Here is a 25,064-nt window from a genome sequence, read left to right as displayed (position 1 = left end):
CGTGACGGCGCGCAGCAGGCAAGACCTTTGTTGAGCCTGACGGGGACCCAGACACACCAGGTAAGTGGGACGCCTTCACCACAGGCATGCAGGCGGCGAATTCAACCGCCCCGCCTGACCGCAACTCGCAACCCAACCGAGTCGACCGGCCCCGCTCCCGGCCACTACACGGCCTGGAGCGGGTCAGTCGCCCGAGTCTCGTTGCGGTCAGACGCCCAGCTCCGTCGACGCCAGCGCCGTGCCCTCAATGCGCGCACGAATCTTGGCGAACGCGGTCTCCCGCGAGGTGGAGGTGTCGTCGGCGAACGGCGAGAAGCCGCAGTCGTCGCAGGTGCCCAACCGATCGACGGGAAGGAAGCGAGCGGCGAGCAGCACCCGGTCACGGACCTGTTCGGGTGTCTCGACCTGCGGGTCGATCGGGTCGGTGACGCCGATGAACACCCGCGCGTCGGCGGGCAGGTGCTCGGCGACCACGGCTAGCACCTTCTCCGGGTCGGGCTCGCTGGCGAACTGGAGGTAGAACGCGCCCACCCGCAGTTGCAGCAGCTTCGGCAGCAATTGGACGTAGTCCACGTCCAGGCTGTGCGTCGAGTCCTGGTCGCCGCCCGGGCAGGTGTGCACCCCGATCCTGGCCCGCTCCTCGTCGGAGAACCGGTCCAGCACCGAATTGTTGAGTTCGATGAACTGGTCGAGCACTCCCCCGCTGGGGTCGAGCTTGAGCGACAACCGTCCTTCGGTGAAGTCGAGCTGCACCAGGTGCGCGCCCGCCTCCAGGCAGCCGCGGATGTCGGCCTCGGCCGCGTCCGCGAGATCGGCGAGGAACTGCTCGCGGGGGTAATCCTCGATTCCGTCGACCGGATACAGCAGGCTCAGCGCCGACGGCGCGATGACGGCCTGCTTCACCGGAACGGTGGCGTGCTGCTGCGCGTCGCGCAGATAGTCCGCCGCGTGCGCGGCGTAGCGGAACGGGCCCGAGGCCAGCCGGGGCAGCTGTCTCTGGTGTCCGTCGGCGAACGGGATGACCGCCCCGTCCGGGGCCAGATTCTCCAGCCCGGCAATCGGATAGGTGGCGAAGCTCGGCTTGGACTGCTCGCCGTCGGTGACCACGGGAGAGCCGAGTTCCTCCAGCTTGCGGATGGTCTCGGCGACCGCGCTCCGCTGGAGTTCGGCGAGCGCGGCGGCGTCGCCGGAATCGTCGGCCATGGCGGCCAACAGGTCGTGAGGTCGAGGGATGCTACCGATCGGTTCCGTTGGGATGCTCACCGGCCGAGTGTAAGTCCGCCACCTGCCTCTCCGACGCCAAATCACCTGCACCGTAATTTCTTTCGCATCGGTCACGATTTTCGCTCAACCGACCTCGAGAGTTCGCACGAATTTCGCGCCGACCTTTCCTGACCGAGCACAACAAACCGAGCGTTCGCTGATCGCGGGACTCGAGTTGCACAGTCGGCCGCCGCCGAACCGGCCTGCCGCGCAGCCTTTCGACAGGCCATCATCAGTCTCACACTCGAGTTCCGGCGGCCCGACCAGGCCGAATAGCAATCGGAGGCAAGCATTTCGGGAGGCGAAAACGAAACAGAACCACCGCGCAGCAATCGACGCGGTGGTCCTGGGGTTGTGCGGCGAGGGCGGTGCGGACCAGGTCAGCCCGCCCTCACCATTTCGATCAGCGGAAGATGCCCACTCGCCAGCCGTTGCCTACACGCTTGCAGCTGTAATCAGGCACATTGATGTCGCCCGCAGCATTGCGCCGCTTCTCCTCCTGCTTCGCGGCGGCCAGGCATTCCTTTTCGGTCGGATACACCGTTGCCTGCGCCGCAGGTGCCGAGGCGATCAAGGCCCCCGTGACCAGCGCGCCCATCAGCAGTCCCGTAACTGTCTTCTTCACTTCTGATCCCCTTAGTGTCGATGACTCCCCCCCTTCGGGGGACTTGACGCCAACAAACTAGCAAGCAACGCATCCGATCGGCGGACGAAGTCGTCGACCGTGCCGACCACGAGCAGTCCAGGGCCATCTGACGGGTATGCCACTGCACCTCAACCGATCACACTGCGCATGGGTGGGCATCGGAGAGCGACTCGGGGTGGTCGGCGATCTCGAAGATCGGCGCCTCTTCGTTCTGGTCGACCGCGGCGCGCGACGCGCCGGCGGCCGCTCCTAGCGAGTCGGCCAGGGCCTCGACCACCGAGAAGTTGTCGGCGGAACCGACACCGCGACCGAGCTGGTCCCTTGTAGCGGCGGATCCTCGTCGTTGCGGAGGCAGGCAGGACTGCTTATCAGCGAAAAACGGTCGAAGCCACAGATATTTCCGGGGCTATCATTGCGGCATGTCCGTCCCCCGCGCCGAGCGCCCTGACCTCCCCGAATACATGACCTGGGAGGAACTGGAGCGTCTACCCGAGGAGATCGCGGAACAGATCGAGCTCTGGGAGGGGCGTGTGGTGTGGATGCGCCGTGGTCCCCGAGAACATCAGCGGTTCACCCGCCGGATCGTCAACGAGATCGAGCGGTGTGCGCGTGCGGATATGTCAGTACGGCCCGAAGGCTGCTGGGAGGCCGAGTTCGAGACGAATGTATTTCTCGGAACGAACGGGAAGTCCGACTTCCTTACTCCAGACTTCCTCGTGCACCGCTGTCTGCCTCCATACCAGGACGTACGGGCAGCCGACACACTTCTCGTTGGTGAAGTGCTCTCACCGTCGAACACTGCCCCCGTCCTCGCCGCCAAGGCGGCACGCTACGCGAAGGCCGGGATTCCGTGGTACTGGGAAGTGACGCTGAAGGCGGATGTCAGCGCCATTGCTTTCATTCGCGCGTACGGTTTGGAGACCGGATACGCGCAGCTACCCGATGGGGTCAGACCGTTGCACCCGGCTGCATATCGGCTCGTCGGCGAGTGGGCCAATGGCGGCGAAAAGGAAGAGAACGTGTCGTTCACACACCCATTCCCGATCGACATACCTTGGACCGCACTCGCCTTCTGACCGGGGTGTGGCGGGCACCGCGACCATAAGATGTCGTTGCCGCCTCGAGCCTCTCCGATGCGAACGGCCCCGGACCGGAGTCCGGGGCCGTTCGACAGCGCTGGGAGTTATCAGCCCTTGTGCGACTTGACCGCTTCGGTCAGCTGCGGCGCGACGTTGAACAGGTCGCCCACGATGCCGTAGTCGGCGATCTCGAAGATCGGCGCCTCTTCGTCCTTGTTGACCGCGACGATGGTCTTCGAGGTCTGCATGCCCGCGCGGTGCTGAATCGCGCCGGAGATGCCCAGGGCGATGTACAGCTGCGGGGAGACCGTCTTACCGGTCTGGCCGACCTGGAACTGACCCGGGTAGTAGCCCGAGTCCACCGCGGCGCGGGAGGCGCCGACGGCCGCGCCGAGCGAGTCGGCCAGCGCCTCGACGACCGAGAAGTTGTCGGCCGAGCCGACGCCGCGGCCACCGGAGACCACGATGCCCGCCTCGGTGAGTTCCGGACGGTCACCGGCCACGACCGGCTCGCGCGAGGTCACCTTGACCACGCCTTCTTCCTGCGCGGGCACCTCCACGGTCACCTTCTCGCCCGCACCGGCCTGCGCCGAGGCCTCGACGGCGCCCGGGCGGACCGAGATCACCGGCACGTCGCCGGTGGCCTTGGCGTCGACGGTGAACGCGCCACCGAAGATGGAGTGCACCGCGGTGCCGTCGGACTTCACGTCGATCACGTCGACCAGCAGGCCGGAACCGATGCGGGCGGCGAGGCGGCCCGACACCTCCTTGCCCTCGGCGGTGGCGGCGACGATGACCGCGGCGGGCGAGGCCGCCTCGGTCAGCCCGGCCAGCACGTCGACCTTCGGCGTCACCAGGTAGTTCTCCACATCGTCGGACTCGGCGATGTAGATCTTCTCGGCGCCCGCGGCGGCCAGCGCCTCGGCCAGCTTCTCGCCGGTGCCCGCCGTGCCGAGCACGACTGCGGCGGGCTCGCCGAGGGCGCGGGCCGCGGTGAGCAGTTCGGTGCTGACCTTCTTGATCGCACCTTCGGCGTGCTCGACGAGCACAAGTACTTCTGCCATTTGTGTTCTCTCCTAGGAAGTCTGCAGCGCTGCCGAGATCAGATGATCTTCTGGCCGATCAGGTACTGGGCGATCTTGGTGCCGCCGTCGCCTTCGTCCGCGATCTTCTCGCCCGCGGTGCGCGGGGGCTTCGGCGTGGCCGCGGTGACGGTGGTGCCCGCGTTCGCGACACCCACGGTCGACGGGTCGACGCCCAGGTCGGCCAGCGTGAAGGTCTGCACTTCCTTCTTCTTCGCGGCCATGATGCCCTTGAAGGACGGGAAACGCGGCTCGTTGATCTTCTCGGTGACGCTGACGATCGCAGGCAGGGTGGCCTCCAGCTTGAACACGCCGTCGTCGGTCTCGCGCTCGCCGGTGATCTTCTCGCCGTCGACGGTCAGCTTGCGCAGGTGCGTCAGCTGCGGCAGGCCCAGGTACTCGGCGATGATCGCCGGCACGGCGCCCGCCCGGCCGTCGGTGGCCTCGTTACCCGCGATGACCAGCTCGACACCTTCGACCTGACCGAGCGCACTCGCCAGCACCCACGCCGTCTGCACGGCGTCGGAGCCGTGGATGGCCGGGTCGTTGATGTGGATGGCCTTGTCGGCGCCCATGGACAGCGCCTTGCGGATGGCCTCGGTGGCGCGGTCCGGGCCGGCGGCCAGCACGGTGACCTCGCCGCCCTGGGCCTCCTTGATCAGCAGCGCCTCTTCGACGGCGCGCTCGTTGATCTCGTCGAGAACGGCGTCGGCGGCCTCGCGGTCGAGGGTGTAGTCACCATCGGTCAGCTTGCGCTCGGACCAAGTGTCGGGAACCTGCTTGATGAGTACGACGATGTTCGGCATCGGTCTTCGTCGACCTCCTGTTCTGGTTACGCGTATGTGGTGGTCGCACGAGCTGCGCCGTACGTCCGGGTGGGTGGCTCAGGCCGTGACATTACCTTACGTTAAGTTACCCGTGGGTAACTTAGTGGCTTCTCTCTCACAAGTGGTTACCACGCGATACAGTGCGCCGGTTCGGCGACCCCTCCCAGGGCCGTCCGAAGCCGCACTTCGGGGCCGACCGGGTGGGGTGTCCCGCGCGGATGCCGTGCCAGTAACGTCGGAACGATGAGCGAGGCTGTGATCCCTGCCGCAGTGGTCGACCCGACCGGTATCAGCGCGGACCCCGAGACGAACACCGGCGCCGTCGAACCGCTGCCGCTGACCGGCGAGCGCACCGTTCCCGGCATCGCCGAGGAGAACTACTGGTTCCGCAGGCACGAGATCGCCTACGCCCGGCTGCTCGACCGCTGCGCCGGGAAGACCGTGCTGGAGGCGGGGTCCGGGGAGGGCTACGGCGCGGACATGATCGCCGAGGTGGCCACCAAGGTGATCGGGCTCGACTACGACACCGGCGCCGTCGAGCACGTGCGCGCACGGTATCCGCGCGTGGAGATGATCCAGGGCAACCTCGCCGAGCTGCCGCTCGAGGACGCCTCGGTCGACGTCGTGGTGAACTTCCAGGTGATCGAGCACCTCTGGGACCAGTCCCAGTTCCTGCGGGAATGCCTGCGCGTGCTGCGGCCCGGCGGCGAACTGCTGATCAGCACGCCCAACCGGATCACCTTCTCCCCTGGCCGCGACACTCCGCTCAACCCGTTCCACACCAGGGAACTGAACGCGGCAGAGCTGACCGAACTGCTGGTCGACGCCGGTTTCGAGGTCTCCAGCATGGTCGGCGTGCAGCACGGGCCCGGATTGAAAGCCTTGGACGCCAAGCACGGCGGGTCGTTCATCGACGCCCAGATCGAACGGGCGCTGGCCGGAGAGCCCTGGCCCGCCGAACTGACCGCGGACGTCGCGGGCGTCACGGTGGAGGACTTCGTGCTGGTCGAGGCGGACATCGACGCGAGCTTGGATCTGGTCGCCATCGCGGTGAAGCCTTGACCGATCGCAGTACCGTGCCCGGCGGGCACGCCGCAAGCCCCGTGCCGGGCCAGTTCACCCTGGTCCTGCACTCCCACCTGCCCTGGCTGGCCCACCACGGCCGCTGGCCGGTCGGCGAGGAATGGCTCTACCAATCCTGGGCCGCCTCCTACCTGCCCGTGGTGGAGGTCCTGCGCACGCTGGCCGCGGAGGGCCGTTCGCATCTGCTCAGCCTCGGCATCACTCCGGTGCTCGCGGCGCAGCTGGACGATCCGCACTGCCTGGCGGGCATGCACCACTGGCTGGGCAACTGGCAGCTGCGCGCCGACGAGGCCGCCATGGCGGGCAATGTCGCGCTGGGCAGGCACGAACACCGCCTGGCCGCCGCGGCGCTGGCCGAGTTCGAGCAGCACTGGCGGCACGGCGCGGCGCCGGTCTGGCGCACGCTCGTCGACGCGGAGACCATCGAGCTGCTCGGCGGCCCGCTGGCCCACCCGTTCCAGCCGCTCTTGGATCCGCGACTGCGCCAGTTCCAGCTCACCGAGGGCCTGGCGGACGCGCGGCACCGCTGGGGCCGCACACCCACCGGCATCTGGGCGCCGGAATGCGGATACACGCCCGGCATGGAGGCCGGTTACGCCGCCGCGGGTGTGACACATTTCATGGTCGACGGCCCCGCGCTACGCGGCGACACCACGCTCGGCCGTCCGGTGCGGGATTCCGACGTGGTCGCGTTCGGACGCGATCTGCAGGTGAGCTACCGGGTCTGGTCGCCGAAGTCGGGCTATCCCGGCCATGGCGCCTACCGTGACTTTCATCACTATGACCATGCGACGGGTCTCAAACCCGCCCGGGTCACCGGCAAGACCGTCGCGGGCCCGGACAAGGCTCCCTACGATCCCGCACTGGCCGCCGCCACGGTCGGCCGGGACGTGGAGGACTTCGTGCGAACCGTCCGTGAGCGGTTGATCTCCGAGTCCGAGCGGATCGGGCGACCCGCCCTCGTCGTCGCGGCGTTCGACACCGAACTGTTCGGTCACTGGTGGCACGAGGGGCCGCAATGGCTGGCGCAGGTGTTGCGCGCGCTGCCGGAGGCAGGCGTCACCGTGGGCACCCTCGCCGACGCGCGAACCCGCGGTTACCTGGGCGAACCGGTGCCGCTGGCCGACTCGTCCTGGGGTTCGGGCAAGGACTGGCGGGTGTGGGCGGGCGAGCAGGTCCGCGATCTGGTCGAGCTGAACGACGACATCGTGCGGCTGACCCTCGACACCGTCGACAAGATGCGCGCGGCACAGGGCGGCGCCCCCGGTCTGCGCGACCAGGTGGCCGATCAGCTGCTGCGCGAGGCGATCCTGACCGTCTCCAGCGACTGGGCGTTCATGGTCAGCAAGGACTCCGCCGCGGGCTACGCGCGCGACCGCGCGCACCGCCACGCGCACGCGGTGCGGGAAATCGCCGCGGCCGTCGGGGCGGGCCAAGTCGCCAAAGCACGGCAGTTGGCGGCAGGATGGGGGGCGGCTGACGGACTCTTCCCCGGCGTGGACGCGCGACGACTCACCTCCGCGGGGTCCGTACCCAGCGTCACCGGGGCGATATCCGCCGCCGCGCCAGGACCGGGCCCCGCCACCGCGGACCACGGACCGGAACCGGCGGACCCGGGCTCGGCCGCAGAAGGACTTGCATGAAGATTTTGATGGTGTCGTGGGAGTACCCACCGGTCGTGGTGGGCGGGCTCGGCAGGCACGTGCATCACCTCGCCGTCGAATTGGCCGCGGGGGGCCATGAGGTGGTCGTCCTGTCCCGGCGGCCCTCCGGCACCGACTCCTCGACGCATCCCACCCACTCCTACATCGCCGACGGGGTGCTGGTGGTGGCGGTAGCGGAGGACCCGCCGCTGTTCGACTTCGGCGAGGACATGCTCGCCTGGACGCTGGCCATGGGCCATGCCATGGTGCGCGCCGGCGTCGCCCTGGGCAAGCCGGGCATCGGCGACGGCTGGACGCCCGACGTGGTGCACGCGCACGACTGGCTGGTCGCCCATCCCGGCATCGCCCTGGCCGAGTACTACGACGTGCCGCTGGTGTCGACCATCCACGCCACCGAGGCCGGGCGGCACAGCGGCTGGGTCGCGGGCAAGGTCAACAAACAGGTGCACTCGGTGGAGTGGTGGCTCGCCAACGAATCCGACGCGCTGATCACCTGCTCCTCGTCCATGCAGGACGAAGTCGAGCGGCTGTATGGTCCGGAGCGGATCCCGATGACGGTGATCCGCAACGGAATCGACGTGGGCGCGTGGACGTTTCGTCCGCGCTCGCCGCGCAGCGGTCCGCCGCGGCTGCTGTACGTGGGCAGGCTGGAGTACGAGAAGGGCGTGCAGGACGCGATCGCCGCGTTGCCGCGCATCCGCCGGGCCCACCCCGGCACCACGCTGACCGTGGCGGGCGTCGGCACCCAGTTCGAATGGTTGCGCGAGCGCGCCCGCGTGCACCGCGTCGCCCGCGCGGTGACCTTCGCCGGTCAGCTCGACCATGCGGAACTGCTCGGCTGGCTGCACGGCGCCGACGCGATCGTGCTGCCCAGCCGGTACGAGCCCTTCGGCATCGTCGCCCTGGAGGCGGCCGCGGCGGGCACCCCGCTGATCACCTCGACGGCCGGTGGCCTGGGCGAGGCCGTGATCGACGGCGTCACCGGCGCCTCGTTCGAGCCCGCGGACGTGGACGGCTTGGTCGAGGCGGTGCGCGCCACCCTCGACGACCCCACCGCAGCGCAGCAGCGGGCCTACGCCGCCAGGGAACGGCTCACCGCCGATTTCGCGTGGGACGTGGTGGCCGCGGAAACCGCCCAGGTGTACCAGTCGGCCAAGCGGCGGGTACGCAATCCGCTGGGCCGCCCGACCATCGTGGAACGTCCGCTGCCGGAACGCGATCCGAAGTAGCCGGCCCTGGGTCAGGCCGCGAGCTTCTTGACGATGCGCTCGACGGTGAGCCAGGTGCGGGTGGTGATGTCTTTGCCGTACGTCTTGTCCAGCCAGGCCATGAAGTCCGGCGTCTTGCCCGGCTCGCTGTTGTCGATGACGGCGAGGAAGGCGCGTGCGGCCTCGTCGTAGCCGACGACCCGGGTGAGCGGGTCGGGTTGCTCGGGCAGGGTGGCCGGAGCCTTGGCTTCGCCCTTGAGAAACGTCGCGATCAGATATGTCCCGCGCCCGTGGGTCAGACCGGGGAACGGGTCGCTGTCCAGCAGCGCGCGCAGTTCGTCATGGCTGCGGATGATCGTGCCGCCGCCGATCCCGAGTTCGCGGATCAATGCCTGCTGGATGCGCTCCTCCAGCGCGGGTACGTCGGTCTCCGCGCTGCGGAACACGATGTTGCCGCTGGCCAGCACCGAACCGACGCCCTCGAAACCGAGCGACTCGAACACCGCCCGTAGCTTTTCGTTGCTCATGTTCGGATTGCTCGGCGCGATCCCGCGCAACAGGGCGGCGTAGGCAGTCATACCGGCGAAGCTACTCGCCCGCACCGACGAAGCCGCGCGTCCACCGAGCGGCGACCCAGCCGAGCAGCGCGCCCGTCAGGCGGACTGCGTGGCCCCGTTCTTCTTGCGCGCGATGTCCTCCAGGGCCGCAAGGTATTCGGCCCGCTTCTCGGCTCCGGCCTCCCAGGCCGCCTTGCGGTTCTTGACCACCTTGGCCGGTGCGCCGACGGCGATGCTGTAGTCCGGGATCTCGCCCTTGACGACAGCGTGCGCGCCGAGCACGCAGCCGCGGCCGACGCTGGTCTCGCGCAGCACGGTCACCTTGGCGGCGATCCAGGTGTCGGGGCCGATGCGGACCGGGCTCTTCACGATCCCCTGATCCTTGATCGGGACGTTGATGTCGTCCATCTTGTGGTCGAAGTCGCAGATGTAGCACCAGTCGGCGACCAGGGTCGATTCCCCGATCTCGATGTCGAGGTAGGTGTTGACGACGTTGTCCTTGCCGAACACCACCTTGTCGCCGATGCGCAGCGAGCCTTCGTGGCAGCGGATCGCGTTGCCGTCGCCGATGTGCACCCAGCGGCCGATCTCCATCCGGCTCAGTTCAGGCGTCGCGTGGATCTCCACGCGCCGGCCGAGGAAGACCATGCCGCGCAGGACGATGTGCGGGTTGGCCAGGCGGAACTTGAACAGCCGGTAGTAGCGCACCAGATACCAGGGCGTGTACGCCCGGTTCGCGAGCACCCAGCGCAGCGACGCCGGCGTCAGAAAACGCGCCTGCCGCGGATCCCGGCGGCGCGATCCCCGCCAGCGCGAGCGCAACGGTGCGCCCCACATGCTCGTCACGAACGGCTCTCCTGTCCTGGTCCTACCGGCTGTCGCCCGCCTCGATGGCGACGGATAGAGCCTATCGCCCGGAACGAGCGCCGCGACGGGCACCCGCGCCGACAACGCCGGGACTCGTTCACCCCGCATACGGGCCTCCCGTACAGTGACTCGTGCGCCGGAGACGGCGACGGCGAACGCCAACTACGACAGGAGTACGGCAGGTGCGAAGCGGCGGCGTACTGGCTACTTCCATGTGGCGACCGTCCCGGAAACGTGCCGCGGCCGTACTGGCCGTGCTGGTCGCGGGCGGCGCGCTGGCATTGACCGGCTGCGGCACCGACTACGACGACATCACCGTCGGCACCGGCAAGGGCTGGACCGCCGCCTACCACGACGGCCGCAACAGCGGCACCAGCCCGGTCAGCGGATCGCGGAAGGTGGCGCTGAACTGGTCGCGCCCGGTCGGCGGACCGATCGCCCAGCCGGTCACGCTGGGGCCCGACAGCCAGCTGTTCGTCACCACGCGGCTGCCGAACTGCTCGATCTTCTCCTTCCAGATGGCCACCGGCCGCAAACGGTTCTGCAATGCCTTGGGAGCGAGTGCGATCGCCGCGCCGTCGGCCGTCGACGGGATGACCAACGTCTACGTCGGCGACGACAGCAAGGTGATCTCGTTCAACTACCTGGGGCAGCCGCGGTGGGCCACACCCGTCGCGGGGACGCCGGTCTCGGTGCAGTTCACCGGCGACGGAAAACTGCTGACGGTCACGCAATCCGGCCAGGTCGACGTGCTGTCGCGGCAGACCGGCGATCGAACGGTGCCGACCGTGCAACTGCTCGGCGAGCCGGACTTCCTCGCCCACGCCGGCCTCAGCTGGCCTGCCGCGGGTCAGGGACTGGACGACTGCGCCGCCGGAGGGCCGCAGTGCCCCGTCGCGAACATCTCCCCGATCGACACCGCCAGCGGCCGTTTCTACGTGACGCTGTGGCAGCCGGGGCGGCCCGTCGCCGCCGTGGTCGCGCTGCGCTACGCCGACGGCAAGATCGAGCAGCAGTGGCGCGCCGAACTGCTGCAGCGCGGCAGCGCAACCAGCCCGGCCCTGTCCGCCGACGGCGGCACCCTCTACGTCGGCGACAACAGCAATCGGCTGATCGCCCTGGATACCGCCGAGGGGCGGACCAAGTGGGTCCACCAGTTGGAGTGGGCGCCGCGCGGCGGCATCTCGGTATCCGGCGACGGCCTGATCATCCCGTCCGGCGACGACGGCTACCTGCTCGCGCTGCGCGACAACGGCGACGCGGTCGAATCCGTCTGGGAGCGAAAGGACCTCGCGCTGCGCGGTCCTGCGGCGCAGACGGCGGGCGACACCGGATACGCCGCCGCGGCGATCGGTGACGGCCTCAACCTCGTCACCTTCGACGCGCGCACCGGGGCCACCATCGACTCCGACGTCCTGCCGGGCGCGAAGGGGACCGTCACGGGCACATCGGTGGGCTCGAAGGGCGAGGTCGTGGTCGCCACCCGGATCGGCGAGATCTTCGCGTTCGAACCGGAGTAGAGTCGCCTCGATCTTGTTGTGTGCTGGTTCAAGTGGGGGGAACTATGGCCAAGGGTGGAATTCTCGCGCGGCTCGGTAAGCCGACGCTGGTCGCGATCGCCCTGCTCTCGTCTACCGCCGCGTGCGCTGCCACGGTCGGCGGGCATCCGGTGGCAGTACCGCGAAGCCCGGACGCAACCACACCGGCGAAGGTGACCGACGAGCCGTTCGCCGAACACGCCGTCGAGGACGAGTGCGTGCTCAGCGGGGCGGAGATCAGCGCCCTCGCGGACGTGAGCCTCGGCGACGGGCGGGACACCAGTACCAAACGCAACGACGGTTCCTATGGTCGAAGCTGCACCTACTACCTCACAGCCGGTGGAGTACTGTCCTTCACCGCGTCGATCAAAGTGATGCGGCCACAACAGGGTTCGGTGACCGAGGCGACCATCGCGCGGCTGATGAATCCGACCACCCGCAAACTCCCGGGGATCGGACGATCGGTCCTCATCGACGCGAAGCCCGACTTCCCGCAGGCATGGGTCCTCACCGACCGGTTCGCCGTCCGCATTTTCCTCGTCGGCAGCAATCTTTCCGCTCCGCCGACCGATCAGCGGTGGGCGGCCGCCGCGAAACTCGTCGTCGCCGAACTCCCTGCGTAGGAGCGCTTCGCGCAAACACCGGTGATCACGGGGTGGAACAGAGGAAGACCGTCGCGGCGCGGCCGACGCGAGTGACCACCAGCGTGTGCGGCCGGGTGCCGCGGAGTTTGAGGCGCGAACGAAGAGCATCAGGGTCGACGTCGACACCCCGGGCGAGGATTTCGAGGGGGCCGCAGTCGCGGCGATGGAGTTCGGCGCGCAGGGATTTCTCGCGAAAGTCCAGGCGATCGAGGATGCGGAAGCCACGTACCCCGTCGGGGACGGTATCGCCGGTGAGATAGGCGATGCGCGGATCCAATTGCCATAGGCCGTGTTTCGAGGCGTAGTGACGGACGAGTCCGGCGCGCACAACGGCGCCGTCCGGGTCGATGATCCATTGCCCGGGCCCGCGCTCATCGATGTCGTCGGGTTCGGCATCGGTGAGGGTCCACGCGGCGCCCTCGGACGAGAGCACCGTCGCGCGACGGGTGACACCGGGTTCGGTGAGTCCGGAAGACCACAGGCATGCCTCACGCACCGAGCCGTCGAGCGAGACCACCTCCACCTCACCGGACCAGCCCAGCCGATCGAAATCCAAACCGGGAGCGCATTTCACGGCGAGATCGCGCCCGGTGTAGGCCGCGAGCAGATCCGGCAGCGGTGGGCTCAGTTTGGCCGGGTCGTGGGTGCGCCGGCCGTCGGCACGCCGAGCCGGATCGGCGATGATCACGGTGTCGCGACTGCTCGGGCGCAGCGCATCGGCTCTGGCCAGCATCACGTTTCGGGTTTGCGGCGAAGGACCGGTGGCGGGCGCAGGCGAACCCGGCTCCCCCGCCCCGAGCCGGTGCGGCCCCAGATTGTGCGCGGCGATAGCCAGCCGCACCTCGTCCAGATCGCTGCCGAGCACCGCCGGGCACACCCGGGCCAGCTCCACGAGTTCGGCTCCGATCGAGCAGGTGACGTCGTGCACCGTCCGTCCGGCCAGCCGTGCGGCGCGCTGCCGCGCCACCAGCGTCGGGGTGGCCTGCTGCAGCGCGTCGTCGGTGAAGAGCCACTGCCCGGCATCGAGGAGTTTGGCGCCGGCTCTGCGGCGCAATCGCACCGTCTCGATCAGAGCCGCCGCCCGGTCGCCGTGCGTGCGACGCACCCGCTCCAAATCGCGCAGGTGCGTCGCCGGGGTCAGCTCCAACAGGTCCACCTCGGCCAGCGCGGCTCGACCGGCCGCGCTACCCAGGTAACGGACATCCTCATGGGAGATGCGATAGCCCACTACCGATCCCCTGTGACGTCCGCTCCGCCGCCGTAATCGCGGCGTGCCGCCTCGGAATCCCGGCGCGGGAACGCTTCGCGCCCGCCCACCTCTCCGGCACCGGCCGTGCCGTCGAGGCGGGCGACATGGACGCGAAGGGGATCGCCGCCCACTACTTTCCGGCGGAGCTCGGCTTCACGCCGGTGATCATGGCGTTGTAGAAGAACTGGCGCGGCACCACGCGGCGCATGACGTTCTCGTCCACCCAGCTCAGCCCCAGCCAGGCGCGGTACATCGCCATCCGGTAGCGCCAGGTGAGCTTCTCGGCGGGCACGGCCGCCTCGAAGGTACGCACCGGCCAGCCCCACAGTGCGGCCGCGAATTCCTCCGTCTTGGCGGCCACCTCGACGGCGCCCGCCGAGCGGGCCATCGCCTCCAAGGCGCGCGGGTCGAAGGTGTGCAGGTCGACGACCGCTTCCAGGGCCGCCGCGCGCGAGGACTCGTCCAGCTCCTCCTGCGGGCGCCGCCAGTCGCTCAGCATCGGCAGCTTGGTCACCGTGGTCGTGGCCTTCCAGGTGATCCGGCCCAGCCAGCGGGCGTAGAAGTTGCCGACCGTGGTCGGCTCACCGGCGAACACGAAGCGGCCGCCCGGCTTGAGCACGCGCAGGCACTCCTTGAGCGCCAGCTCGACGTCCGGGATGTGGTGCAGCACGGCGTGCCCGACCACCAGATCGAAGGTGTCGTCGTCGTAGGGGATGGTCTCCGCGTCGGCGACCCGGCCGTCCACGTCCAGCCCGAGGTGCTGCGCGTTGCGCAGCGCGACCTTCACCATGCCCGGCGACAGATCGGTGACCGAGCCGGACTTCGCCACGCCCGCCTGCATCAGGTTCAGCAGGAAGAATCCGGTACCGCAGCCCAGCTCGAGCGCCTTGTCGTAGGGCAGCGGCGCGGGACCGACGGCCAGGTCGAACCGGCCGCGCGCGTACTCGATACAGCGCTCGTCATAGGAGATGGACCATTTGTCGTCGTAGGTCTCGGCCTCCCAGTCGTGGTAGAGAACCTGGGCCAGCTTCGTATCCTTGAGCGCTGCTTCGACCTCTGCCTCGGTGGCGTGCGGGTTCGGCGCGGGGTCGTCGGGACGTACCGTCATGGTCGGCAAGCCTACCCAAATCCCCAGTTGACGCCTGCTATCGCCCCACGAATTCCGCCGACCCTGGACCGTCGGCCAAATAGGAACCTGTTCCGATCAGGCGATCTTGCGTCGTGAACAGGCCGGACCACTCGCCGCGGGCCCGATCGAGGCCGTGCGGACCGGCTTCGAAGACCGCCTTCGCGGCCGCCAGCGCGCGGGCCGGACCGTCGACGAACCGGCGCGCCCACCGCATCGCGGCGGTGTACACGTCGTCCGGCGCGACGACCTCGTCGACCAAGCCGAGCGCCTTCGCCTCCTCCGGCTCGACAAAGCGACCGGTGTAGACGAGGTCTTTCGCCGGGCCCGGCCCGATCAGCAGGGCCAGCCGCCGGATGCCCGCGAGCGGGATCAGGCCCGTCTTGATCTGCGGCAGACCCAGCTTCACGTTGTCCCCGATGACGCGGCGGTCGGCGCCCAGCGCCAGCTCCAGCCCGCCGCCGAGGCAGTAACCGCTGATCGCGGCGACGGTGGGCTGCGGAATCCTGGCCAGGCAGCCCAGAGCATGTTGGAGATCGGCCGCCATGGCGGCGGCCTGCTCGCTCCCGAGACCGAACAGTTCGGCCACGTCGTCGCCCGCCGAGAACACCCGTTCGTCGCCGTACACGACCACCGCCGCGACGCCCGGGTGCACGGCGGCGGCGTCCGCCGCCTCGGCCAGCTCGCGCACCAGCTGCACGTTCAGCAGGTTCATCGGCGGGCGCGCGATCCGCAGGACGGCCACGCCCCGCGCGGCATCGCCCTCGGGCAGCTCCAGGGTCACGAATTCGGCCATGAGAGGCCACGCTACCGGGTGCGCACCGGCGTGAGCGGTCAGGCCCGGAGGCGGCAGCGCAGCGTCACCACGCAGGGCCCCGCTCACGCCGACAACAGACACAGCGTGAGCGGTCAGGCCCGCAGGCGGCAGCGCAGCGTCACCACGCAGGGCCCCGCTCACGCCGACAACAGACACAGCGTGAGCGGTCAGGCCCGCAGGCGGCAGCGCAGCGTCACCACGCAGGGCCCCGCTCACGCCGACAACAGACACAGCGCGAGCGGTCAGGCCCGCAGGCGGGTGGCGCCGCTCACGGGCGCGCGGATCCCTTGAGCCGCCGGGGATCGGGGAGGTCGGCGAAGTAGCGCTGGTTGTCCGGGAAGGACAGCAGCCGCTTGCCGTCCAGATCGGCCAGCACGGGCATGATCGGATCGATCGCCCGCTGCGCGGCCAGGATGTCGGCGGTGGACCGGAACGCGCCGAGCGCGACCAGTTGCGACCAGGTGGGCGGCAGCAGCACGTCGACGCCCGAGCGCCAGCGCTCGAGCGCCTCGGCCGGGGTGCTCCACTGCACCTCCGCCGCCTCGGACGTGGCGCCGTCGGCCAGCTGCCCGTCCGGCAGCACGGCGACGAAGAACCGGGTGTCGTAGCGGCGCGGCTCGATCACCGGGGTGATCCAATTCGCCCACGGCCGCAACAGGTCCGCGCGCAGCACCAACCGCTCTTCGGCGAGGAACGACGCCAGCGACAGTTCTCTGCGCTCCAGCCTGCCGCGTGCCCCCCGGTAACCGGTGGTGTCGGAGACGACGCTGTCGGCGGCCGGACCGGCCAGCAGCACACCGCACTCCTCGAACGTCTCGCGCACGGCCGCGCAGACCAGCGCCTTGGCCGTGGCCTCGGTGGTGGCGAATCGCTCGGCCCACCAGGTGGGCTCGGGTCCGGCCCAGGCGATGTCCGCGGTTCCGTCGGTCGGATCGACGCCGCCGCCGGGGAACACGGTCATGCCCGCGGCGAACGCCATGGCGCCGACCCGGCGCTGCAGGAAGATCTCCGGCCCGTCGGCGCCGTCGCGCAGCAGCATCACCGTCGACGCGTCTTTCAGCGGCGGTACCGGTTGCTGAGAGTCTGCCTGCGCCTCTTTCTCACTCACCCCTGCACCTTAACGGGCGCGGTCGGACGTAGTCCGTCCCTCAGCCCGCGCACGGCCGGAGCGACGGCGGAGGTACGCCTAACGCGCGCTTGGTTCGCGACGGCACGCCGTCCGAGTCAGCGGGTCCGGTGCCTGCCCGCGCGCCGTGCACGCCGCGCGAAGTAGCGACCGTCGACTCGATCCAGCGCGATCGATTGGCGGAAGGCATCGCTGAGGTTCTCGGCGGTGAGCACGTCGGAGAGCAGTCCCTGCGCGACCACTTCGCCCTCGTTGAGCAGCAGGCCGTGGGTGAACCCCGGCGGAATCTCCTCCACGTGGTGGGTGACCAGCACGATCGCGGGTGCGTCCGGGTCGGCGGCGAGATCGCCGAGCCGCTCCACCAGCTCCTCCCGGCCGCCCAGGTCCAGGCCGGCGGCAGGCTCGTCGAGCAGCAGCAGTTCGGGATCGGTCATCAGCGCGCGGGCGATCAGCACCCGTTTGCGCTCGCCCTCCGACAGCGTGCCGTAGGTGCGGTCGGAGAGGTGTTCGGCGCCCAAGCTCTCCAGCATGTCGATGGCGCGGTCGGTGTCCACGTCGTCGTAGCGCTCGCGCCAGCGGCCCAGCACCGCGTAGCCCGCGGACACCACCAGGTCGCTGACCTTCTCGTCGACCGGCACCCGGCTGGCCACCGCGGCCGAGGAGAGCCCGATGCGCGGACGCAACTCGTTGATGTCGACTTTCCCGATCCGCTCCCCGAGCAGATGGGCGATGCCCCCGGTGGGGTGCATCTCGGCGGCGGCCATTCGCAGCAGCGAGGTCTTGCCCGCGCCGTTGGGGCCGAGGACCACCCAGCGTTCGTCGAGCTCGACCTGCCAGGTGACCGGACCGACCAGGGTGTGGCCCGAGCGGCGGACGGTTACGTCGGTGAAATCGATGAGCAGATCGGGATCCGGTTGCGGCACGCGCTCCATCTTGGCCCACCCGAGGGGGCAGTTGCCAACGCGGGGAGGCAAAACGATCCGGTCGGTCGGATCTATGCCGGATCACCGCCGTCACGACCGCGTCCGCCGCACCGTCCGACACGCCCATGACGACCGCGACGGTCTCCCGAGAGCGTTCACCAGGATCGGGCGGGCACCGCGATCACCGTCATCGAGCCCGGCGCCACCTCGGTGAACCCCGCGTCGCGCACGGCGACCGCGCTGCCCTCGGCCACCTGCTCGGCCAGCGCCGCCCAGCGCTGCGCGCCGGCTTCGCGCACCGCGCAGTGGAAGCCGAGTTCCGCCCAGCGCAGCGCGTCACTCACCGGCAGCGCACCGGCCAGCAGCATGCTCGCGTGACCCACCTGCGCGGCCGACTTGCCCAACGTCATCCCGAGCCCGGCGTTCACCCACAGCACCGGCAGTTCCGGGTCGGGCGGCCCGGGATCGTCGTGCTCGAGATCGGTGCCGCCGATCTGCAGACGCTTGATCCGCGGATCGACCGCGCCCACCGGTCCGGGGACCAGCGCCCGCGCCTGCGCGCCGCCGATCTCGACGGTGACGCCCGGGACGGCACAGGTCGCACGCCATTGGGCGCCGCGGGCGCGGCGCGCCACCTTCCGGATCCGCGAGCGCTTCCACCCCAGATACGGTTGTTCCCACTCACCGCCGGGTCCGACGCGCTCGTCCAGGCACAGCGCCACCGTGGCCGACGCGGCGGCGGCGAGCAGCGCGCTGCGCGGCGGCGGATCGGTCTTCGGCAGATGCAGCACCATCGGCATCGCCTGCACCATGGCCGGGTCCTCCGGATCGCCCGTGCCGTATCCACCGGACAGCTCCGCGTGCCGGACCCGGAACCCTTCGACGTCCGATACCGCCGGGCCCGTGCGGGTCTCGCCGGCGTCCCGGATCTCGGCGCCGCATTCCGGGATGCTCGTCATCACTCCACCTCGATCGTCAACGAAAACGTCCTGGCCGGCTCCAGGCCCTGTTCCCACGGACGCGTGTACTCCATCGTCAGCGCCGTCGCACCCGCCGCCGCGCCCACAAAGGTCCACACCGACGTCCCGCCCGCGCCCGGCGCGACCGGCACGGCCGGATCGGGTTCGAAATCGGCCTCGCCGTCCAGCTTCACCACGGCCGCATCCACTTTCGCGATGCTCCAGGAGTAACCGGTGGACGGATTCGCCGGAAGCGCGACGATCAGCCGCTGCCCGACGTGCAGTCGCCGCTGTTGCCCGTGGTCGGCCACGCCCACGCGCACAACGGGATTCGCGGCACCGTTCGTCGTCCCATCCGGCGAGTCACTGCCGCCGCACCCCGCCACCACCAACCCGGCCAGCAGCACAAGCAGGGACTTGCGCACCCGTCCTCCGATCGCCGAATGATCAACAGCAGCGAGCCTACCGAGGCGGACGCGACCGGGCCGGACGCTCAGCCCAGCGGAACGCGGCGCAGCAGGCCGTCCCTGGCGTCGGCGGCCTCCACTTCGTGCCGGGTGACCCCGAGGATGAACAGCACGGCGTCCAGATAGGGATGCGACAGCGCGGCGTCGGCGATCTCCCGCAGCGCGGGCTTGGCGTTGAAGGCGACGCCGAGCCCGGCGGCGTTGAGCATGTCGATGTCGTTGGCGCCGTCGCCCACCGCGACGGTCTGTTCCATCGGCACCCCGGCCTCGGCCGCGAACTTGCGCAGCGCGGTCGCCTTGGCCGCCCGGTCGATGATCTCCCCGACCACCCGGCCGGTCAGCTTGCCGTCCACGACCTCCAGCGTGTTCGCCTGCACGAAGTCCAATTCCAGCTCGTGCGCGAGCGGTTCGATCACCTGCCGGAAGCCGCCCGACACCACGCCGCAGCGGAAACCGATCCGGCGCAGCGTGCGGATCGTGGTGCGCGCGCCGGGGGTCAGCTCGATCCGGTCGGCCACCTCCTCGATCACCGACTCGTCCAGACCGGCCAGCGTCGCGACCCGCTGGCGCAGCGATTCGGCGAAGTCGATCTCCCCGCGCATGGCGGCCTCGGTCACCCTGCGCACCTCGTCCTCGACGCCCGCGTGCGCGGCGAGCATCTCGATGACCTCGCCCTGGATCAACGTCGAGTCGACGTCGAACACGATCAGCCGCTTGCCGCGGCGGGCCAGCCCCGCCCGCTCCACCGCGACGTCCACCTGCTCGGCCACCGCCACCTCGGCCAGTGCCGTGCGCAGCCGCGAATCGGTGTCGGGGCCGGAATCGATCGCGGTGACCATCAGCTCCATCCCCGTCACGGGGTAGTCGGCGATCCCGCGGATGGTGTCGATGTTCGCGCCCAGTGCGGCCAGTTGCCGCGACACCGCGCTGAACGCGCGCGCCGTGACCGGGCTGCCGAGGATGACCACCGCGTGGGTGGACATCGGCTGCCTGCCGATCGCCGCGTCCACCTCCACGTCGACGTGCATGCCGACGGTGTTCATGGCCTCTTCGAGCTCTTCCTGCAACGCCTCGGCGTCGTTCGGGCAGGTGACCAGGACGCCCAGGGTCAGCCTGCCCCGGATCACGACCTGCTCGACGTCCAGCAGGCTGACCCGGTGCCGGGACATCGCCGCGAGCAGCACGGACGTCACACCGGGGCGGTCCGGCCCGGTGACGGTGACGAGAACGGTGGTGTCGGCCAACTGATGCGCTCCAAATTCGGTGTTCGCCGTCGCTGCCGGTGGACATCGTTGTCACAACGCCAACGGTGCGTGTTGCTCTCCACAAAAGAGTGTGCACCCGCTGTCGCCAGCAGGTGCACACTCGTCGCGGTGAATCCGCCCTACTTCGTCAATGCCGCCGTCTCATGGACCTCGGTGGCATGCTTGCCCGAGCCCCAGCCCACGTGGGCCTCGGCCCGCATGCGCTCGACCATGTGCGGGTAGTGCAGCTCGAACGCGGGACGCTCGGAGCGGATGCGCGGCAGCTCGTAGAAGTTGTGCCGCGGCGGCGGGCAGGTGGTGGCCCACTCCAGCGAGTTGCCGTAGCCCCACGGGTCGTCCACGGTGACCACCTCGCCGTAGCGGTAGCTCTTGAAGACGTTCCACAGGAACGGCAGCATCGACGCGCCGAGCACGAAGGCGCCGATCGTGGAGATCGTGTTCAGCGTGGTGAAGCCGTCGCCGGGCAGGTAGTCGGCGTAGCGGCGCGGCATGCCCTCGGCGCCCAGCCAGTGCTGGACCAGGAAGGTGGTGTGGAAGCCGATGAAGGTCGTCCAGAAGTGCCACTTCGCCAGGCGCTCGTCCAGCATCCGGCCGGTCATCTTCGGGAACCAGAAGTAGATGCCCGCGTAGGTGGCGAACACGATGGTGCCGAAGAGCACGTAGTGGAAGTGCGCCACGACGAAGTACGAGTCGGTGACGTGGAAGTCCAGCGGCGGGCTGGCCAGGATGACGCCGGACAGACCACCGAAGAGGAAGGTGACGATGAAGCCGATGGAGAACAGCATCGGCGACTCGAAGGTCAGCTGACCGCGCCACATCGTGCCGATCCAGTTGAAGAACTTCACACCGGTCGGAACCGCGATCAGGAAGGTCATGAACGAGAAGTACGGCAGCAGCACCGCGCCGGTGGCGTACATGTGGTGCGCCCACACCGCGATGGACAGCGCGGCGATACCCAGCGTGGCGTACACCAGCGTGGTGTAACCGAAGATCGGCTTGCGCGAGAAGACCGGGAAGATCTCCGAGACGATGCCGAAGAACGGCAGCGCGATGATGTACACCTCGGGGTGGCCGAAGAACCAGAACAGGTGCTGGTAGAGCAGGATGCCGCCGGTCGCGGGGTCGTAGATGTGGCCGCCCAGGTGGCGATCGTAGGCCAGGCCGAACAGCGCGGCGGTCAGCAGCGGGAAGGCCAGCAGCACCAGGACGCTGGTGACGGCGATGTTCCAGGTGAAGATCGGCATCCGGAACATGGTCATACCCGGAGCGCGCAGGCAGACCACGGTGGTCAGCATGTTCACGCCACCGAGGATGGTGCCCAGACCGGACACCGCCAGGCCCAGGATCCACAGGTCGGTGCCGACACCGGGCGAATGCAGGATGTCGGTGAGCGGCACGTACGCCGTCCAGCCGAAGTCCGCGGCGCCACCCGGGGTGATGAAGCCCGCGGTCGCCATGCTGGCGCCGAACGCGTACAGCCAGTAGCTGAAGGCGTTCAGGCGCGGGAAGGCGACGTCGGGGGCGCCGATCTGCAGCGGGAGGATGATGTTGGCGAAGCCGAACACGATCGCGGTCGCGTAGAACAGCAGCATGATCGTGCCGTGCATGGTGAACAGCTGGTTGAACTGCTCGGTCGAGAGGAACTGCAGACCGGGCCGCGCCAGCTCACCGCGCATCAGCAGGGCCATCAGGCCACCGATGAGGAAGAAGCCCATCGACGTGGTCAGGTACATGACACCCAGAACCTTCGGGTCCGTGGTGGTGACCATCTTGTAGATGAACGAGCCCTTCGGCCCGGTCCGAGCCGGATAAGGCCGAGTCGCTTCCAACTGAGGGACTGGCTGGGGCTCTACGGCAGTCACTGATCCTCCTGAAAGGTGCCTTTAAGTCGCTCCGCAGGCTCCGCTGATCGCATCCATCCCTATGTCGGGACAGACGACAGTTCGCTTGCGCTCTTCGAATCGTAAACCCGCGCCCCCCGAGCCGACCGAACGGGTCCTACTCTCTGTCGTATTTGTTCGCTGTGTTGGTTTGCCAGCGCCTGCGGCGCTGGGTGTTCGCGGCCCCTTTATGGCTCGCGTCCGAGCGACCGCCGCTGGCGACTACGTCGCGGACGCGGCGGCCGCTCGGACACGAGCCGGGCCGCGAACGGCGCATGCTCGGTCTCGCTTCGCTCGAAAGACGTGGTCGGGGTGCGCTGGGCACGTAAGGCGGCACCGCTGCGCGCATGGATACGGCGATTGAGCGAGGTGGAGTCCGAGAGGTCGGGCTGCACACGCGCTACCGCTTATCCGGGATCGTGGACCGATGAGTTCCGCGGGTGGGGGGCGTCTGTATCGGTGACACCACTACACCTCAGGCCAGGAGACCAGTGATGACGAAACCGAACGGTACGAAGCCCGGCGATCCCTGTTGGGTCGAGCTGTACACCTCCGACCTCGATCGGAGTATCGAGTTCTACCGCGACCTGTTCGGCTGGACCGCCGAGAGCGCGGGCGAGGAGTTCGGCGGGTATGTCACCTTCCGAAAAGACGGGCGCGCGGTGGCGGGCGCGATGGCCAGGATGCCCGGCGACACCGACAGCCCGGAGCAGTGGACGGTGTATCTGGCCAGCTCCGGTGCCCAGGCCACCGCGGACGCGGCGACGGCGGCGGGTGCGTCGCTGATCGTGCCGCCGATGGCGGTCGGCGACCTGGGCACGATGGCCGTGCTCGGCGACGTCGGAGGCGCGGGCGTCGGCATCTGGGAGGCCGGGACGTTCCCCGGGTTCGAGACCATCGGCCTGGTCTCCGGTGGGCAGTGGCGCGACCACGAGGGCGCGCCGTCCTGGTTCGAGCTGCACACCCGCGCCTACGACGCCTCGCTGGCGTTCTACCGGGACGTGTTCGGTTGGTCGGACGTCTTCACCATCTCCGACGCCCCGGAGTTCCGCTACTCCACCATCCACGCCGAGAGCCCGATGCTCGGCGGCGTCATGGACGCCTCGGCGTTCCTGCCCGAAGGCGCCCCCGCCGCGTGGACCGTCTACTTCGGCGCCGACGACGTGGACAAGACCGTCGAACGACTCGTCGAACTCGGCGGCTCGGTGCTCTCCCCGCCCGAGGACACCCCGTACGGCCGCATGTCCGCGGTCACCGACGCCACCGGCGCCCGCTTCAGCATCGGCGGCGACCGAGCTCGATAGCGGCGGCACTCACGAAGATGCTCTGTCCTACCCGGGCACGTCGTCCTACCCGGGCACGTCATGCGGGCCGAGCATGGACGCGGGCTGCCGTCACCTCGCACGCGCCAACTGCGCCATGGCGTCCCCGAGTTCGCGACGACCGCGACCGGCCGGTGCACTCCTCGCACTGGGACCGTCGATTCGTCGCGCAACCCGGCGAACTGTTCGTCTGCGCCGAGCCCGGCACACGGACGCTCGCCGCCGCGACCTCACCCAGGGGACGACCTGCGCCGACATGTACCCTCACTCGCATGCCGGTGAGCGACGTGATACATGGACGCACCCGAATTCGCGCAGTCCGCAATCGAAACGGCGCGACCGGCCGCCGGTTCCGGGCCGTCGTGGCCGGGTGTGCCGCGCTGATCGTCGCCGGTTGCGGTGGCACCACCGACGATTCCGCCTCCATCGTGCGCACCACCACCAATATCGCCGGCGCGGGGGTCGTCGGGCTGGAGCGGGACACCACGCGCGCGTGCGCGCTGCCGAGCGCACCCGATCCGGCGGGCGGGGCGACCCGCAGCGTCACCCACGCGGCGGGCGTCTCCGAGGTACCCGCCGACCCGCAGCGCATCGTCGTACTCAGCACGGCCGCACTGGACGCGGTCTGCGCACTCGGCCTGTGGGAGCGCGTCGTGGGTACGGTGACCGTCGACGGACCGAGCCCGCAACCGGCCTACCTCGGTACCGGCGTGTTGAAGATCCCCGGTGTCGGCACCGCCGCCCAGCCCGATCCGGCCCGGATCGCGGACTTGCACCCCGATCTGATTCTGGGGGAGATCTCCACCGGCGCGGCGAGTTTCAGCGCGCTGCAGGCCATCGCCCCGACCGTGCTGGTCGGCTCGAACAACGGCTGGCAGGCCGAATTCGCCGCGTACGCAGCGGGTTCGGCACGTCTCGAAGCGGCGGAGACCGCACTGCGGGATTACCGCACCGAAGCGAACCAGACCGGTACCGCGCTGGCGGCCGCCCAGACCCAGGCGTCGGTCATCCGGTTCACCGCCGACACCGACCGGGTGCAGGGCGGTGACAGCTTCGCGGGCCAGGTGCTCGGCGACGCGGGCGTGCAGCGCCCCGAAGCCCAGCGCGGCACGTCGTTCGACGTGCGCGAGGACGAGTTCGCCACGAAGGTGGAGGGCGACGTGATCTACGTGATCCTCGCGGGCCAGGAGGGCAAGAAGCACGGGGAAGCGGTGCTGCGCTCCGACGAGTGGAAGGAACTCGGCGCCGCCACCGACCGCCGGGTGTTCGCCGTGGAGGACAGCGTCTGGCACGGCGACGGCCTCACCGCCGCCCGCGCCCTGCTCACCGATCTGCGCAACACGCTCAACGGTTACGTGACCGACTGACCACCCACCCCCTTGGGTGGGATTTCCCCCACCCTCGGAGTGCTCGGACCAGCGCTGGGGTTGCTGTCGGAAGCCCGTCCCGAGGACGAGATTAAGAGGTACGCC

Annotated in this window: 23 protein-coding genes and 1 pseudogene; 8 read left to right on the top strand and 16 right to left on the bottom strand. The window is 69.4% G+C overall.

The features are described 5' to 3' along the window. Positions 1-207: 207 nt before the first annotated feature. The 3 genes and pseudogenes from LTT66_RS22365 to LTT66_RS22355 all read right to left on the bottom strand — a co-directional run. Complete coding sequence (locus tag LTT66_RS22365) at positions 208-1,263, bottom strand: cobalamin-independent methionine synthase II family protein (RefSeq protein WP_233060458.1); 1,056 nt, start codon at positions 1,261-1,263, stop codon at positions 208-210. Between the two features lie 403 nt (positions 1,264-1,666). Continuing rightward, a complete protein-coding gene (locus LTT66_RS22360) occupies positions 1,667-1,888 on the bottom strand; it encodes a hypothetical protein (protein WP_233060457.1) in 222 nt (73 codons plus the stop codon). A gap of 231 nt (positions 1,889-2,119) precedes the next feature. Further along, positions 2,120-2,219 (bottom strand): annotated as a pseudogene (locus LTT66_RS22355) (FAD-binding protein); the annotation flags it as partial. Between the two features lie 109 nt (positions 2,220-2,328). Between LTT66_RS22355 and LTT66_RS22350 the strand changes: the two are divergent. Further along, positions 2,329-2,985, top strand: coding sequence for a Uma2 family endonuclease (locus LTT66_RS22350; protein ID WP_233060456.1), 657 nt, complete (start codon positions 2,329-2,331; stop codon positions 2,983-2,985). A gap of 110 nt (positions 2,986-3,095) precedes the next feature. Here the strand turns inward: LTT66_RS22350 and LTT66_RS22345 are convergent, their stop codons facing one another. Together LTT66_RS22345 and LTT66_RS22340 are read right to left on the bottom strand one after the other, a co-directional pair. Then, positions 3,096-4,052 (bottom strand): electron transfer flavoprotein subunit alpha/FixB family protein, encoded by a 957-nt coding sequence (locus LTT66_RS22345; RefSeq protein ID WP_043695803.1) that lies wholly within the window; start codon positions 4,050-4,052, stop codon positions 3,096-3,098. 38 nt (positions 4,053-4,090) lie between these two features. Continuing rightward, on the bottom strand, positions 4,091-4,876 hold the full coding sequence (locus LTT66_RS22340; protein ID WP_181718794.1) for an electron transfer flavoprotein subunit beta/FixA family protein: 786 nt from the start codon (positions 4,874-4,876) through the stop codon (positions 4,091-4,093). A gap of 264 nt (positions 4,877-5,140) precedes the next feature. On the opposite strand from LTT66_RS22340, the gene LTT66_RS22335 reads away from it, so the two are divergent. From LTT66_RS22335 to LTT66_RS22325, 3 genes are read left to right on the top strand one after another with little or no spacing between them, the layout of a single operon-like run. After that, positions 5,141-5,959 (top strand): class I SAM-dependent methyltransferase, encoded by an 819-nt coding sequence (locus LTT66_RS22335; protein ID WP_233060455.1) that lies wholly within the window; start codon positions 5,141-5,143, stop codon positions 5,957-5,959. Continuing rightward, positions 5,956-7,623, top strand: coding sequence for a 1,4-alpha-glucan branching protein domain-containing protein (locus tag LTT66_RS22330; RefSeq protein ID WP_233060454.1), 1,668 nt, complete (start codon positions 5,956-5,958; stop codon positions 7,621-7,623). The genes LTT66_RS22335 and LTT66_RS22330 overlap by 4 nt, the downstream gene beginning before the upstream one ends. Continuing rightward, positions 7,620-8,873 carry a glycosyltransferase family 4 protein gene (locus LTT66_RS22325; RefSeq protein ID WP_195064646.1) on the top strand — a complete coding sequence of 418 codons (1,254 nt, stop codon included), beginning with the start codon at positions 7,620-7,622 and terminating at the stop codon, positions 8,871-8,873. The genes LTT66_RS22330 and LTT66_RS22325 overlap by 4 nt, the downstream gene beginning before the upstream one ends. 11 nt (positions 8,874-8,884) lie before the next feature. Here LTT66_RS22325 and LTT66_RS22320 read toward each other — a convergent pair whose 3' ends face one another. Continuing rightward, complete coding sequence (locus tag LTT66_RS22320; protein WP_181718797.1) at positions 8,885-9,430, bottom strand: DUF1697 domain-containing protein; 546 nt, start codon at positions 9,428-9,430, stop codon at positions 8,885-8,887. 75 nt (positions 9,431-9,505) lie between these two features. Next, positions 9,506-10,255: an acyltransferase gene (locus LTT66_RS22315; protein WP_195064648.1), complete on the bottom strand. Its 750-nt coding sequence runs from the start codon at positions 10,253-10,255 to the stop codon at positions 9,506-9,508. 233 nt (positions 10,256-10,488) lie between these two features. Here LTT66_RS22315 and LTT66_RS22310 point away from each other — a divergent pair, with 233 nt between their 5' ends. Together LTT66_RS22310 and LTT66_RS22305 are read left to right on the top strand one after the other, a co-directional pair. Next, positions 10,489-11,796, top strand: coding sequence for an outer membrane protein assembly factor BamB family protein (locus LTT66_RS22310; protein WP_233060452.1), 1,308 nt, complete (start codon positions 10,489-10,491; stop codon positions 11,794-11,796). A gap of 44 nt (positions 11,797-11,840) precedes the next feature. Further along, positions 11,841-12,437, top strand: coding sequence for a hypothetical protein (locus tag LTT66_RS22305; protein ID WP_233060451.1), 597 nt, complete (start codon positions 11,841-11,843; stop codon positions 12,435-12,437). Positions 12,438-12,462: 25 nt separating this feature from the next. On the opposite strand, the gene LTT66_RS22300 is transcribed toward LTT66_RS22305, so the two are convergent. From LTT66_RS22300 to ctaD, 9 genes are all read right to left on the bottom strand, one after another. Then, on the bottom strand, positions 12,463-13,686 hold the full coding sequence (locus tag LTT66_RS22300) for a THUMP-like domain-containing protein (RefSeq protein WP_233060450.1): 1,224 nt from the start codon (positions 13,684-13,686) through the stop codon (positions 12,463-12,465). Positions 13,687-13,837: 151 nt separating this feature from the next. Beyond that, positions 13,838-14,815, bottom strand: coding sequence for a class I SAM-dependent methyltransferase (locus LTT66_RS22295; RefSeq protein WP_233060449.1), 978 nt, complete (start codon positions 14,813-14,815; stop codon positions 13,838-13,840). Positions 14,816-14,852: 37 nt separating this feature from the next. Continuing rightward, on the bottom strand, positions 14,853-15,629 hold the full coding sequence (locus LTT66_RS22290; RefSeq protein WP_233060447.1) for an enoyl-CoA hydratase-related protein: 777 nt from the start codon (positions 15,627-15,629) through the stop codon (positions 14,853-14,855). A 289-nt stretch (positions 15,630-15,918) separates the two neighbouring features. Next, positions 15,919-16,689 carry an NUDIX hydrolase gene (locus tag LTT66_RS22285; protein ID WP_233069353.1) on the bottom strand — a complete coding sequence of 257 codons (771 nt, stop codon included), beginning with the start codon at positions 16,687-16,689 and terminating at the stop codon, positions 15,919-15,921. Between the two features lie 185 nt (positions 16,690-16,874). After that, positions 16,875-17,708, bottom strand: a complete 834-nt coding sequence (locus LTT66_RS22280; protein WP_181718804.1) for an ABC transporter ATP-binding protein — start codon at positions 17,706-17,708, stop codon at positions 16,875-16,877. A 146-nt stretch (positions 17,709-17,854) separates the two neighbouring features. Next, the gene (locus tag LTT66_RS22275) at positions 17,855-18,658 is read right to left on the bottom strand and encodes an aminoacyl-tRNA hydrolase (protein ID WP_233060446.1); all 804 of its coding nucleotides are present in this window, start codon (positions 18,656-18,658) and stop codon (positions 17,855-17,857) included. Next, a complete protein-coding gene (locus tag LTT66_RS22270; protein ID WP_233060445.1) occupies positions 18,658-19,083 on the bottom strand; it encodes a protease inhibitor I42 family protein in 426 nt (141 codons plus the stop codon). The genes LTT66_RS22275 and LTT66_RS22270 overlap by 1 nt, the downstream gene beginning before the upstream one ends. Positions 19,084-19,151: 68 nt before the next feature. Continuing rightward, entirely contained in the window at positions 19,152-20,369 is a 1,218-nt protein-coding gene (serB, locus tag LTT66_RS22265; RefSeq protein WP_233060443.1) for a phosphoserine phosphatase SerB, read from the bottom strand. A 140-nt stretch (positions 20,370-20,509) separates the two neighbouring features. Beyond that, a complete protein-coding gene (ctaD, locus tag LTT66_RS22260; protein ID WP_233060442.1) occupies positions 20,510-22,252 on the bottom strand; it encodes an aa3-type cytochrome oxidase subunit I in 1,743 nt (580 codons plus the stop codon). 512 nt (positions 22,253-22,764) lie between these two features. On the opposite strand from ctaD, the gene LTT66_RS22255 reads away from it, so the two are divergent. Next, a complete protein-coding gene (locus tag LTT66_RS22255; protein WP_233060441.1) occupies positions 22,765-23,574 on the top strand; it encodes a VOC family protein in 810 nt (269 codons plus the stop codon). Between the two features lie 290 nt (positions 23,575-23,864). Next, the gene (locus LTT66_RS22250; protein ID WP_233060440.1) at positions 23,865-24,959 is read left to right on the top strand and encodes an ABC transporter substrate-binding protein; all 1,095 of its coding nucleotides are present in this window, start codon (positions 23,865-23,867) and stop codon (positions 24,957-24,959) included. The last annotated feature ends 105 nt before the right edge of the window (positions 24,960-25,064 follow it).

This window comes from Nocardia gipuzkoensis (assembly GCF_021183645.1).
GTDB lineage: Bacteria > Actinomycetota > Actinomycetes > Mycobacteriales > Mycobacteriaceae > Nocardia > Nocardia abscessus.
Note: the sequence above shows the minus strand (reverse complement) of the source record. Positions and strands in the feature narration are given on the sequence as shown.

Coding starts and splice junctions, on each gene's coding strand:
- LTT66_RS22325 (WP_195064646.1), top strand. CDS start 7,620: ATGAAGATTTTGATGGTGTCGTGGGAGTACCCACCGGTCGTGGTGGGC.
- LTT66_RS22350 (WP_233060456.1), top strand. CDS start 2,329: ATGTCCGTCCCCCGCGCCGAGCGCCCTGACCTCCCCGAATACATGACC.
- LTT66_RS22285 (WP_233069353.1), bottom strand. CDS start 16,689: ATGCTGCTGCGCGACGGCGCCGACGGGCCGGAGATCTTCCTGCAGCGC.
- LTT66_RS22345 (WP_043695803.1), bottom strand. CDS start 4,052: ATGGCAGAAGTACTTGTGCTCGTCGAGCACGCCGAAGGTGCGATCAAG.
- LTT66_RS22340 (WP_181718794.1), bottom strand. CDS start 4,876: ATGCCGAACATCGTCGTACTCATCAAGCAGGTTCCCGACACTTGGTCC.
- LTT66_RS22290 (WP_233060447.1), bottom strand. CDS start 15,629: ATGGCCGAATTCGTGACCCTGGAGCTGCCCGAGGGCGATGCCGCGCGG.
- LTT66_RS22310 (WP_233060452.1), top strand. CDS start 10,489: ATGTGGCGACCGTCCCGGAAACGTGCCGCGGCCGTACTGGCCGTGCTG.
- LTT66_RS22255 (WP_233060441.1), top strand. CDS start 22,765: ATGACGAAACCGAACGGTACGAAGCCCGGCGATCCCTGTTGGGTCGAG.
- LTT66_RS22335 (WP_233060455.1), top strand. CDS start 5,141: ATGAGCGAGGCTGTGATCCCTGCCGCAGTGGTCGACCCGACCGGTATC.
- LTT66_RS22250 (WP_233060440.1), top strand. CDS start 23,865: ATGCCGGTGAGCGACGTGATACATGGACGCACCCGAATTCGCGCAGTC.
- LTT66_RS22305 (WP_233060451.1), top strand. CDS start 11,841: ATGGCCAAGGGTGGAATTCTCGCGCGGCTCGGTAAGCCGACGCTGGTC.
- LTT66_RS22320 (WP_181718797.1), bottom strand. CDS start 9,430: ATGACTGCCTACGCCGCCCTGTTGCGCGGGATCGCGCCGAGCAATCCG.
- LTT66_RS22275 (WP_233060446.1), bottom strand. CDS start 18,658: ATGACGAGCATCCCGGAATGCGGCGCCGAGATCCGGGACGCCGGCGAG.
- LTT66_RS22295 (WP_233060449.1), bottom strand. CDS start 14,815: ATGACGGTACGTCCCGACGACCCCGCGCCGAACCCGCACGCCACCGAG.
- LTT66_RS22280 (WP_181718804.1), bottom strand. CDS start 17,708: ATGGAGCGCGTGCCGCAACCGGATCCCGATCTGCTCATCGATTTCACC.